This is a genomic window from Ethanoligenens sp., from assembly GCF_047718355.1.
Taxonomy (GTDB): domain Bacteria; phylum Bacillota; class Clostridia; order Oscillospirales; family Ethanoligenentaceae; genus Ethanoligenens.
On the sequence record NZ_JBDNLG010000085.1, the window covers coordinates 1 to 13171 of the forward strand.

General features: G+C 47.8%; 9 protein-coding genes. 1 reads left to right on the forward strand and 8 read right to left on the reverse strand.

The window, feature by feature from the left end:
- The first annotated feature begins 520 nt into the window (after window positions 1-520).
- Window positions 521-4507, forward strand: a complete 3987-nt coding sequence (locus ABF463_RS11515) for a beta strand repeat-containing protein (RefSeq protein WP_415533783.1) — start codon at window positions 521-523, stop codon at window positions 4505-4507.
- Between the two features lie 511 nt (window positions 4508-5018).
- On the opposite strand, the gene ABF463_RS11520 is transcribed toward ABF463_RS11515, so the two are convergent.
- From ABF463_RS11520 to ABF463_RS11555, 8 genes are all read right to left on the reverse strand, one after another.
- Window positions 5019-6380 (reverse strand): amino acid permease, encoded by a 1362-nt coding sequence (locus ABF463_RS11520; protein ID WP_415533784.1) that lies wholly within the window; start codon window positions 6378-6380, stop codon window positions 5019-5021.
- Window positions 6381-6479: 99 nt separating this feature from the next.
- Window positions 6480-7577, reverse strand: a complete 1098-nt coding sequence (locus tag ABF463_RS11525; protein ID WP_415533785.1) for a GerAB/ArcD/ProY family transporter — start codon at window positions 7575-7577, stop codon at window positions 6480-6482.
- A 236-nt stretch (window positions 7578-7813) separates the two neighbouring features.
- Window positions 7814-8995, reverse strand: coding sequence for a Ger(x)C family spore germination protein (locus ABF463_RS11530; RefSeq protein ID WP_415533786.1), 1182 nt, complete (start codon window positions 8993-8995; stop codon window positions 7814-7816).
- Window positions 8992-10485 (reverse strand): spore germination protein, encoded by a 1494-nt coding sequence (locus ABF463_RS11535; protein WP_415533787.1) that lies wholly within the window; start codon window positions 10483-10485, stop codon window positions 8992-8994. The genes ABF463_RS11530 and ABF463_RS11535 overlap by 4 nt, the downstream gene beginning before the upstream one ends.
- Before the next feature lie 924 nt (window positions 10486-11409).
- Window positions 11410-11790, reverse strand: a complete 381-nt coding sequence (locus ABF463_RS11540) for a DUF2750 domain-containing protein (RefSeq protein ID WP_415533788.1) — start codon at window positions 11788-11790, stop codon at window positions 11410-11412.
- A 4-nt stretch (window positions 11791-11794) separates the two neighbouring features.
- Window positions 11795-12049, reverse strand: a complete 255-nt coding sequence (locus ABF463_RS11545) for a polymorphic toxin type 8 domain-containing protein (protein WP_415533791.1) — start codon at window positions 12047-12049, stop codon at window positions 11795-11797.
- A 216-nt stretch (window positions 12050-12265) separates the two neighbouring features.
- Window positions 12266-12622 carry an RHS repeat-associated core domain-containing protein gene (locus tag ABF463_RS11550; RefSeq protein ID WP_415533789.1) on the reverse strand — a complete coding sequence of 119 codons (357 nt, stop codon included), beginning with the start codon at window positions 12620-12622 and terminating at the stop codon, window positions 12266-12268.
- Between the two features lie 260 nt (window positions 12623-12882).
- Window positions 12883-13171, reverse strand: a 289-nt coding sequence (locus tag ABF463_RS11555; RefSeq protein ID WP_415533790.1) for a hypothetical protein, incomplete at its 5' end; no start/stop codon positions are given.

Below are 13171 nucleotides of genomic sequence, written 5' to 3' on the forward strand. Positions count from 1 at the left end.
GCATAAGTTTGATTAATAAAACATTTATGCTATTGATTTAGTGTAATACAAAAATACCCACGCTGTCAATAGCATCTCCTCGTTTAACGCGAAAACAACCGATTTTCGCTGTTCTGAAGACAATGAGCGTATTAAAAGTGAATCCCAAATTGAAATTTACATCGCGCGATCCGCTCTAAACGGGCAATTTTATAGGCAATGCTGTTGTCTTTTTTGTTTGGAGGGACTTGACAAAATTTGCTGATGTGTTACTCTATTTCTGCGTGGTTTGATTTATCTAACACGCAACAGGCGGTACGTCGAATTTGTCCGTCCGTCTTGTTGCCATCGCCTAAAAAGAACAATCATCCAGTCAATCGGCCGGATAACGCGCAATAAAAGTTAGCCAAATCTTACATATCCAGTTCCAGCCAGAGAAACGGGCGACCGACAAAAGGGCTTTGGAAAGGGGAGTTGACAAGATGCGCTAACGATTCGCTGTTTGCTAAAAAACAGTTTTTGCGCCGAAACAAGGAGGATTATGAAAGATCATAGTAACACGGTTTTTTCGAGAATCGCAGTTCTAATGGCAATGCTTTTGTTACTGGGGACGCTGTTTCCCGCGGCTCCGGTGGCGGCGGCCAACGCCGAAACGGCTGTTTTTAATGCGGGAGACGGTACAGCGGATTCTCCCTATACGATTGCGGACAAAGCACACCTTCAGGCATTTCGAGATTCCGTCAATGCGGGTCAAACCTATGCCGGGCAGTTTATCGCATTAAGCGGCGATATTGATCTGTCCGGCACGGGCTGGACCCCCATTGACGGCTTTGCAGGCACGCTGGACGGCGCGGAGCACGTTATTCGCGGGCTGACGATTGGATCGTCGGAGACACCCGCGGATGCAGCGACAGCGGGCTTTTTCGCCACGCTCGGCGCGACCGCCAAGATAGAAAATCTGGGACTGACTGATGTTTCCATTCACACGGTAAACGGAAATATGGCCTATGCGGGCGGGCTGGCCGCCAAAACCGCATCCGGTTCGGTTGCCGGCGGAACGGTCATTGACCGCTGTTATGTCTCCGGTTCGACCATCCGCGCGGAAACAAACACAGGCAACCTCAGTTATGCCGGCGGGCTGATTGCCTTTCTTGGTTCATACACCACGGTCAGCAACAGTTGGACGAATGTCGCCGTAGAATCCAAGGCAGGCGGCACCCTGTCCGCCTATGCCGGCGGTCTGACCGCTATGGCCAGCAATTTCATCACGGTTGTCAATTGCTATACGCTGGGAGACGTAACCGCCACGAGCAGCAATGCCAATATGGGAGCGGTTGTCGGCGGATTGTTCGGTATGCAGAGCGGTAAGTCTTACAATTGCTATTCGCGTAGCAAGGTGACGGCGCAGAATCAAAATGCGATCACCGGTGCATATCAGGATACCGTTTATCAGCTGGTCGGCGCGCTGGCGGGGCAAGTGGCCAGCAACGGGACCATGGATACCATCTATTATGGCACCGACACCTCCATAACGGTTAACGGTACGGCAAAATCCGTCATCCCGGCAGTCGGGCAGGGCGCATCCAACACCGCGCCAACCAATTGTGTCGGCTATTCCGGTGAAAACATGTCGTCCGCAGCATTTGTTGCGGTGTTAACCGGCGGCGTCCAATCGGAGAGTCTTTCCTTACCACAGGGAATTTCCCTGTGCGAATGGACGCTGAAAAACGGCGTAGCGTCATTAGAGAACGTTTCCTTACCGGATTCGGGCGGAATCGACAGCCGCATTTTTGCAGGCGGGGCCGGTACACCGGATCGTCCTTATCTCATTAAAACGGAGCAACAGCTTCGCAATTTTGCGATGTCGCTCAATGCAACCGTTGATTACAGCGGTGTTTCCATTCAGCTTGCCAACGATCTGGACGTGAGCAGCGCCGACTGGACCCCGGTCGGACAAGGCGAATATGCGTTTCGCGGCGTTTTCGACGGCGGCGGCCATACGATTGCCGGTTTGAAATACGGCCGCCCGGATGCATCCAAAGACGCAACGGAGACCGTTTATATTGCGCTTTTCGGTGTTGTAGGCGAAACCGGTCTGATTAAAAATCTCGGGGTAACCGATGTGAGCATTCATACGACCAGCGGCAGTTCCATTCAATCGGCGTCGATTGCCGGTTATCTGGACCACGGAGGAATTGATAATTGCTTTGCCACAGGCGCCATCTCCAGTGTGGGCACACAGAGCAATAACAACTATGTCGGCGGGCTGGTCAGCTATCAGGCCGGCGGTTTTGTTGTCAACAGCTGGACGAATGTAACAGTGAGATCCGAAACGCTGGGCGGCATGGCTGCGGAAGCAGGCGGCCTGGTCGCACTGAACAACCGGGGCCTAGTTGCCAACTGCTATACGCTGGGCAACGTATCCGGCAGTGCGAACCGGACAACGGCGGAAGGCGCAACGTATCTCAGCAATCTAGTAGCCTGCCAGGCTGGCACAATGGTCAACTGCTATGTGCTGGGCAATGCTGCGTCCGATTGTTTTACTTTTTATCTCGGCGCGCTTTCCGGCATGACGACCGGAATCGGAAAAGGATATGTTTCGTATTATAACACCAGCGCCAGCCAGACGATCAATGGGCAGACGCTTGCTCCGCTTGTTGCCGTTGGAAACACTGTGCGCGCAACGGAGAACGGTTCAACCAATCAGGGGTTTAATATAGGTCTGGCGGGCTACTCTTCGTCCGATATGCGTTCCTCCGATTTTGCCGATACGCTCAACAGTACGTTTGCGACCTTCCCCGTCGACGTCTCGGCATGGCTGCCTCAGGGTGTAACGCTGAAAAAATGGACGTACGACGCAACGAAAAATTTGGCGACACCCACCGGCGGCAGCGCGGAACTCTCTTACCAGCCCGTGGATCCTCCCAAAGAAACCATCCTTTATCATCCCGGTACATATCTGGGACGTGCCGTCGGAAAGAACGACATCATCATGCGCGTGACCGTTACGGAAAGCAAAATTTCCAGCATTCAGGTTGTCAGCTCGAATGAAGGCACGGGATACGATCCGTCTGCTCTGATTGCCGCCGTGTTGAAGCAGCAGACCATCGATTCAATCTCTTACGATTCGAATGATAGTTCACTGAGCGCGACCCTGGGGGCGATTGACAGCGCGCTTGAAAAAGCAAAGACAGGCGACACCACCGGATACGGGAAGGTGGACGCCCATATTTTTGCGGGGGGCACGGGAACGGAGGGTGATCCATACCGAATCTCCACCGCCGCACAGTTGACGGCGTTTGCGAACTCCGTCAATACAGACGAGAGCTACGAAAACACCTATGTCAGATTGGGTGCAGACATCTCCTTAACGGGCGTCGATTGGGTTCCCACCGGCAGTGGAAACGCATCGCACGCTTTCAGCGGCATCTTTGACGGCGCAGGGCACATCATCAGCGGTTTGACGGTCGGCAGCGCAGAGAACGCCGCCGCATACCAGTTTTCCGGGCTGTTTGGTTATCTCAACCACGCAACCGTCAAAAACGTAAGCATACAAAGCGCCGGTATAAACGACAACTACACGGGCGATGGACGTGCTTATGCGGGCGTTTTGGCGGGCGCGCTGGAAAACGGCACCACTATCCAGAACTGCACGGTGCAGGGCACATTGTCGCTGCAGGCACTAAACCAGTGCTATGTGGGCGGATTGTCCGGGTATACCTCAGGCGTCATCGACTCAATATCGCTTGCGGTTAACTGTGCGGCAAACGTCGAGGTGACCGGTCGGTCGGATACCTCGTGGGTCTATGCGGGCGGTCTTTCGGGGCTGAACAACCGCACCAATCTGGTCAACAGCTACGCGCTCGGGAACGTCACCGGAGACAGCGGCTCCAATTCCAATCACGTCGGCGCAGGCGGCTTGGTCGGTTTTCAGGCGGGATATGTGCGCAACTGCTACTCCATGGGGAATGTAAAATCGCTGCCGTCCTCCACGGAGAATGTGGGCGGATACGCTGGCCGGCAGACGGGCATTGCCAGCGCTTACTACGCCTACTACAACACCGATGCGTCCCGCTATTCGGGTGACACATCGCTGGATGCGACGGTAGGAGCGGGAAAATATGTGGTTTCTTCCGAGACAGGGCAGGTCATTGCCGAGCATGTGGAAGGTAAAGCGCAGTCCTTCCTGAAGAGCGCAGCATTTGCCGCCCTGCTCAACCAGAACCAGAGCGACGATGCGGTTTACGGTGCGCTTCCCGACGGTGTGACGCTGAAATCGTGGGTTTACGACCAGGACACCAACGTTGTCACTTTTGCGCCGGACACGTCAGACGGAGACGCCTCCAACCAAAACAAGAGCAATGTCACGAACGATTCCATGCCGGAACAAGATGCCATTGGAAAGGAAAGCTCCAAGGAATCTAATCCCCAGACCGGCGGTTCCACGCTGCCTCTTCTGCCGGTTGGGGTGACGGGAGTTGTTTCCCTTGTGTGCATTCTGTTGATAAAACGAAAGATTCGGCCATAAACATCATATTGCAACAGTTTTGAGAAAATACACTGAGATATACATCAATGAGCAGGCTGCATCAATCAGCCTGCTCATTGGCGTTTTATTTGCCATGGAATTGAGCCGTGGCAAAAGCAGTTTACAATTTTTATGGTGATCAATCATTTATTCGACTTCTTGTTGATAATGGTGCCCAGAAGGAGCAAAAAAATTTTTGTGGAGTTTCTCCGGAAGACTTGAATCGGGAAATTGGTGTTAATGCGTTAGATCTGTAAAATCTGCTTTTGTCAGGCCTAACGCAACAGACAGCACGAATAACATTGAACTCCCATATAAATGTCTGGCATAAATCCTTTGCACAGTATAAGTATGCATTATTTAGCCTAAAATCAAGTTGGCTATTCTATTGTGGCCAGTTGTATACGGAACTGCAGCTGCTGGTACCATCTGATGGTTTTGAAACCACATATCTGCTAAAAAGGGGAGAGACCGGCCATTCGGGCTGGTCTCTCCCTTTTGTCTCTGGATTTTATGCGTTTGATTCTTTACGCCGGTGGATAAAATAGGCGATTGAGATGATCAGCATGATGGCAGCCGCAGAATAAAAGCCAATGCGAAAATCCTTGACCCAAAGGCTGACGACCGCCAGGACCCCAATCAGGAAAATAGAAATGTATCCACCGAACCTCCCCAAAATAAGAGGCGAAGAAAAATGTTCTTCCTTCTTTCTCTGTTTGAGCCATAAAAGATATACGATCAGATTGATTATCCAATTAAAGAAGGAAAAATAGGAGCACGCAGAAATCAGGTAGTTAAAAAGCTTTGAGCTAAGGAAAAAAGAGAGTGCAATAATTAGCAATGAAAGCGCACCAGTCGCAAGCCACGTATTCTGGTACATTCCTTTTTTGGTCTTATGCTTAAATATCTGAGGCGCCTCTTTTGCGTTTGAAAGGGAGATCAGCAGCTGATCACTGCCGAAATAGGTTCCCAGCATGACGGAAAATGCTGCGATAAAGATCGCGGCATTAATGATGGAGGAGGCCCAGCCGAATCCCATAACCTTAAACGCCTGAACGAGCGGAGAAATGGACATGTTGACGGATTTCCAACTTACGGTACTAATGATTAGAAAAATCGTCACTACATAAGGGACAACAACCCCCAAAATAAGCATGACCGTAGCCTTGGGAATATCGGTTTCCGGTTTCCTGACTTTCGAAGTCGCCATGGCCACCGTGCTTACACCGGACATTGTAAAAACGGCAATCAACATCGATTGCAGAAAACCGGTGATGCGATTGGGGAAAAAGGCTGATATACTTGCAAACGGATATGGTCTAGCAGTGATTCCTCTGGATAAAACAAACTGGGCCCCGATACAGATAAAGAACAGAATCGCTAGGATTTTTAAAGCCGCCATCCCGGATTCGATGATACTGAACTTTTCGGTATTCAGCCTGTTTAGGAGTATCACAAAAATGATAACGGCAACGGCAAGCATGGATACACTAAACTGAGGTAACCAATATTTCAGAAAGATCCCCGCCGCAATTGCTTCCGACCCTATTCCGAATATGTTGGAAACATAGACGGACCAACCCAACAGAAAGCCAGTGTATTTGCCCATGAACTGTTCCGCATAAACCTTAAATGAACCTGTGACCGGCCGGTTGATACTGATACTCGTCATTGCTCCCAGGACCTGTGACATGAGAAAGCCGCACAATAGGAACGCAAGGATCACCGAAGGCCCTGCCTGTTTGATGGAAATGGCCGAGCCGAGAAAAAAGCCGGATCCGATGATGCCGCTGATTCCCAAACCGGCAAGGCTGTAGGCGTTCAGTTTTTTCCTTGGTTTATTATCTTTGTTGCTGTTCTGAATACTCTGCATATAAACTTATATGATATACACAAAAGCTTGTGTAATCATACGCTCCTTTCCAAGTCTTTGTTATAGTTAAGATAGGCATTGTGGGTAGAACCGGTTAAATCAGGGATTCCCCAGTTTTCCCAACCTTGTCTTGATCTCAGCTCCTGCCAAAAGAATCAGTGGTAGGACAACTTGAAACGGCAGAGCATAATATTGAAAAACTTTTTGAAGCCAGTTATACATCTCCAGCGTATTTGTAAATAATATCTGCGCGAGCGTCAACATAAGCAGCACCACCGGCACAGCCAAGTCCGTGCATTTCCTTTTGTTCAATACCTTGGAGAGCCCTTCGGACGCTGCAAACAAACAAACTGTAATTTTGGAAAAACCCGTAAGGACATAAAGCATACCAATCAGCACTTCGATTCTGCTGAGAAAGTCTCCCACGGAAATAATACCGGCTGCAGAATAGGAGGGAAAATAGAAATCTCCAACCACGGACACACCCAACACAAGAATGTTTCGTAGCGTCGCGGTAGACAGGAGCACGGCACCTATAGATATTCCAATCCAATAGATCTTATATGGATTTTTAATCGGCTTGATATGCCCAAACAGCGTGGCGAAAATCACGGTTTCTGTAAAGGGAAGTGAAAAAAGCAACATGGAACTGCTCATTAGCGTATTGAAATTGGTTCCCATTACCGGTTTTAAGTTGTTAAGGTCCATGTTTTCTATGGATAGTATAAACATAGGAACTTCCACAAAAAAAACGAGTGCTAAAACGATCTTAGCCCATCGCCCGAATACGTTCATTCCGCGTCTTACCATCCATACGCAGAGTGCAGACATTAAAATGAGAAAAATAATTTCCGGTGTTTCTGGCATGGAAACCACCTGCAAGAATTCCGCAAAGTTGCGTAGAATCAAGGCACCCACCATGATGAGGTGGAGAAGAAACAGGAGGATAAAAATCCTGCCGAAGACCCGACCGAAAACCTCAAAAACAATGTCGTAAAGACCCTGGCCCGGGTACAGGCTGAGAAGCCGGGCAAACCCGCAGATCATCGGAGTGGCCAGAAGGAGTCCAAGCAGAATAACGAACCAAGCGTCCTGCTTTGAAGCCGCATTCAACCCGATATTCAAAGAACTGCCGATTGTGAAAAGAGCCAATATGGAGATGGCCTGCCCTGCGGTCAGAAATTTTGTACGTATCAATACTCTATCCTCGCTCCTAATTTAGCCGAAAAATACTGTCGACGAGTTTGTGAATGGGAACGGCAGGGCTCGGAATGTTAAAACCCAGACTATACAGAATGTTGACCGTCAACGTGAAAAAATAGACTGGTAAATAGATGGAGAGGGATTTCTTCCGCCTTGCCTTAATCTGCGGAACGATGTCGAAGATGAAAACCAAGAGATAGAGAGCGACATAGATCGCGACATATATCAATTTAATCCCTCGCCTTTACATTTGACTGCGTTAGGGCGGTGTTTTTAATCACCACATCTGTAGAGATCACTACCTGAAGGTTTTTAAACAGATTGTCCCAATGAGGGCTGATGGCATTCCAGTAGTTTGGGTCGTTCTGATAAATGGCACTTCCGAAGCCAAAGATATCGCTGTCGTACTCGTTCTGTACCTCGGTAATAAGTGCATGCATACTGTCCGCCAGTATCCGGTCAGCGTCCTGTTCCAGTTTGGTGATGCCGCTTTCTGAAGCAAAATCTGCGGTCGTTTTCATCTCGCCCAGAGCGGCCTCAGTCTTTACGGAAAGACCAATTTTAGGGGAGCGGCCTTCCGACAAAACGGTTACTTTTGTTTCGCTTCTCTTGATTTCCAATGTGATATCTGGGCTCGAGGATTCCACGTTCACCAGAAGCAGACCGCCGTTGACCTGATTTTGGATGAACAGCAGGTATTTTGACTCGTCGCTTTTGAGGAACCCCAGCAGCTTGTCCCTCTTGAAAACGGCGGTCCCTGCAAGTTTAGGGGGAGTGCCATTTTGCGTCTTATCTACAGCAAGAGCGGGCAGGATAAGCGATTGCCCGTGCTTTTTCAAGGCATCGTCGGCCTTGTAGATTTGCATATACGGTGCTTTGGAGATATATGCGGGATTGTCAGCCACGATTTTATCTAGAGCATAAGAGGTGACCGGGTTAACGGGGCTGCATTGTTTTAGAATATTCTCTGCGGTTGCATCCTCTGACACAAATAGGTCTGCCGTCAACCGGGGCTCGGAATCCCGACTGATCCAGTCGAACAGCGGCGCTACCCCTTCATCTGCGATCTGCTTGCTGAGAATGACCGCCTTGCAGTCGCCGAAATAAAGCTTTTTATCCGTTTTCAGCAGTGTATTGCGAACCGCGTCAAAAATGGTAGGGCCATCGCTTTCAATCAGCTTGGTCTGGATACCGCTTCCAGACCCACCCCCATCTCCGCCTCCGTTGCTCCCTCCTCCGGATTCATCGAGGATTTCAAAAGTCAGATGATAGCCGGCACCGCCGGTGCCTTTGTCAATTGAGAATCCCGCGACGAGATTGAGGGTTTCAAGCTCCCGGTAGTTCCAGCAACCGGTCATTGTAAAAGCGGCGGTTACTATACAGACAATCACGGCAATTCGTTTCAACTTCATTCCGGATCACCGTCCGAATTGTTCCTTTTCGGATCGGCGGCAAATTTTGGTCGGTTGATCATGAACCACCAAGGAGCGCGAATGTAGATATCTTTGCACTCCTGCGGGCTCACGGATGGTTCGGTGATGATGGGGATACCGAAGGAATCAATGCTTAGCAGATAAATGAGCAGGCCCATCATTCCGAAAATATAGCCGTATAGTCCGGTGATAGCGGAAAGTGCCAGCAGCATGAAACGGAAAATAATGATCGCACCCTTCAGCCGGATAATCAACAAGCCTGTGATGCCGGAAATAGCTACGACAATGATCATTGGGGCGCTAACCAGCTTGGCATCAACGGCGGACTGCCCAATAACCAATGCGCCGACGATGCTGAGAGACTGGCCGATGCTGCTGGGCATCCGGGCACCGGTCTCCCGCAGGATTTCGAATACAATCAGCATGATGAACGCTTCCATAACAGTTGGCAGGGGAACTCCTTGCCTTGCTATCGCAATGCTCATGAGTAACGACGTTGGGAGCATCTCTTGGTGGAAAGTGGTTAATGCTACATAGATTGCCGGCGTGCTGATGGAGATAAAAAAACCCAGAATACGCAACAGCCTTCCAATAGAGGCGAAGAAGTAATTTAGGTAATAGTCGTCGCAACTCTGGAAATGTTCAATAAAGAGGTGGGGAACCGTAAGTGCGACCGGCGTGCCGTCGAGGAAGATTGCGACCCTGCCTTCCAGCAGTTTGGCGGCTACCACGTCCGGTCGCTCCGTGCTACCCACAGTGTCGATTGGTGAACGCGGTGCGTCACTGATGAATTCGCTCAAATAATTGGAATCCAGTACACCGTCCAGTGAAAACAGATCCAGTCGTCGCTCCAGTTCCGCAAGGACGTTTTTGTTGACAACACCTTCCAAATAGCACAGGCAGCCCTTGGTCTGGGTTCTCGCACCGAAAGTCCGGTATTTGATTTTCAAATCCTGTGTCCGCAGCCTGCGCCTCAGCATCGTCAGATTGACCAGAATGGCCTCGGTAAATCCCTCGCGCGGGCCGCGCAGCACCTTTTCGCCATCCGGTTCTTCAATTGATCGGGTGGGCCAACCTTTGGTATTCAGAATCAGGGCGTCACTGCATCCGGATGCCAGCAGAACGGTATCCCCGTAGACAATCGCTTGGATGATCTTGCCCATATCCGATGTTTTGTCGACACTGTCGGAGAGCATAATCTGCTTATCGATAATGTCAATGAAATCAGACCTCGTATACCGTTTGAACTTATATTCCTGAATCGGTTTGACAACATCTTCGTTAAACAGCTTGTTATCGACCATACTGTCGGTATAAAATGTGCAGCATTGGATTGAAGAATCCGCCTGGTTCTCAAAGAATCGTGTGATTAGAGTTTCATCATCCTTGAAAGTGGATTTGATCAATTCGATGTTTGCATTGATATCGGCGGTCAGCCCAGGCTTGCCGTTGTTTGTGTCAGCCATCATTCCACCTCCCCGCGTATCACGGTTTACAAGATATTGAAATTATGCAGCTTTTCTGCTGTTTTTAAACAGAAAAACGTGTCACAATAGAAATTAATAGCTTGTATAGATAAAAAGGTTTCACGATGTCGGGATTGAGGCGGATTTTTGTGTGAACTGTTTTCTCCGCTTGAACGCTTGTATTCGATAAAATGAAAGTGCAGCGGTGCAATAAGGCGCTGGCCGTGCAAAGACACTTCGGATTACCAATAAACCATGTACCGGCAGATTGGAAAGTATAGGAAGTATGGAAAACAGGATGTTGCCCCAAATTCCGTGGAAATTGAAAGTGACAGTTCTGTAACCGCCAAATCGGCGGTTACTTTTCTGCGTGCAAATGCATGGACAGTATCGGGGCAGGAAGTATCATTGCTTGGTGGTCTTGCGGGTAGATGACTAAAAAAGTCCGACTATGAAGTCGGACTTTTTTAGTGGCTACTGCATCTATAAATCTTTAATTTCTTTAATCGTTTCTTGTAACAGAGATTGTGGATATTCACACCCTTATCCTTTCCGAAAAATCATCAGCGGATTCACCTTTGCGCGGTTTTTGCTTTTTAGCCCGACTGGGTGGATCACTTGCTTTTTCTTTCCCACTTTGCTTCGCTTGTCTCTTTGGAAATTTAAAAGTATTTCTTGCACTACGTATAGGATATCTTATTACGGTTCCTCATGAGACAACTGTATTAACCCTTCTTGTGACTTCACCATGTACAGCGGAAGCCAGTTCAGTTATGCTCTTTTGCCCAACAGTGCTTACCAGACTCCCAACGACATTCAGCAGTTTTCCCCAGCTGTCATAGGTATAGGTTACCACCTCGTGTGAGGCACCTCTTTTGTAAGATTAAGATTAGCTGCAAATACGCAGATCATATATGCAGTTAACTATTAATAATTTCCCAATTCCTCGGCTAAGTCATCTATTAATTTTTCGCAACTGACTACAACACCTTGATCGGAGGGAGTTAAAAAGACACATGGCATGATATGATCTTTTTTCATACCTGGAAGCCACTTGTCAATAAATGCATTGAGATGAACGAGTTCGGGATGACAGTCTGACCATACACCAGTCGCACATAGTTCAGCATACTCTTTATGTGGCCAAAATGGAATCAATGTTATTCCGTTGTCATCCGACACTTCAACCCATCCATCCTTATTAAGCAACCCATATACTTCTTGATAATCGGAAACTTTTTTTATAAAATACTCATACCGTTTCTGCGCAGGCGTTTTTAAAACCGCCTCAATTTCTTGCTGATTCACAATATTACCTCCCATACCCTTCGTGTTTATACTGCAATCGATGCAGATCTACGTTTTGGAGATCACTATATTTATATCCGTATCCTTTCCTTGCTTCATACCCTCGTCTGTGCGCTAGATTATATCCTTTAGAAACACGTATGGACTTTCGCTTTCCTCTTTTTATTTGATTAATGTCTCGCTTAATTTCGCCCCGTGGATTTTTAAATCCTGCGTGATAAGTCTCTTCTTCAAATCTACTAGCACCATGTTTACCAATTCCGGCATCTCTAAAAGCAGCTCTTCTAGCAGCTTTTTATGTTTCATAGAATTTATGAGCCTTATTTGCTAATTTAGCTGTATCACTTACTTCTTCAGTGGCTTTCAGAATTTTAAATGCTCTTACCCCAGATTCTATAGCATGTGCCTATGGGGAAGCTGCACCAGATGGGTCTGCAAAGCATGCAACATCCAAAAGAATCCATGCTGCATTTCCCTATGAAGGATGTGAAATAAGAGTTCCAACGTCTACCGCCAGAAAAATTGCGTCCAGTATCCAATTCCCGCTTGGGTCGGCGTGGTTTATCGGATTATTTAAGCAGTATGCAAATAAATTCTGTTGCAGTACGTGGTCTTTATTTGCATCAAGTTGGTCCGTATCATCCGCATTGATGAACCTGCCCACATTCGGATCGTAATACCGCGATTGTAGCAGGTAAAGTCCCGTCTCATTGTCATACCGATACTCCCTATACCGATATGGATTCTTCTGCCCAACCGTGCTTGACAGACTTCCACCGACATTTAGCAGTTTTCTCCAGCTGTCATAAGCATAGGTTACCACCTTGTTCATATTGCTGTCAACAAGACCGATGATGTTGTTTGAAAAACTTTTTACAAAAAATCGAACAAATCCGGTTCAGCAAAATTTAATCAGTAAGTGAAAAATCCCTCTTCCCATTCTCGTTTATTAATCTCATATTCATCAATACAAAAACCATCGGGATGATCAATTAATTCAGGCTCAAGTCCATACATGATCTGTGCTTTTTCAGCCTGCTTTTTTGATGAATAGTAACCTAAACTAGAAATATGATCATACTCTCCATCATACTACTCATGTGATAAGTAGAAAACTGACAAGCCTAACTCTCCGGGAGTATCATGGTAATCATCAACATCTGCTTCAAGCTGTTGAATAACAAAATCATCAGGGTAATCTTTAAATCCTGGTTGCTCTAAATAAAAGCAAATTGCTGCTTTAGCTTTTTCTTTTGTTGAGAAAAATCCTAATAATTTCGTGTCGTGTACTTTTTCGTTATTTCCCAAACTTTCCTCAACTACACGACTATGTTTAAGCATATATACATAATCCATAAAAATCAACTCCTTATTTATAGCC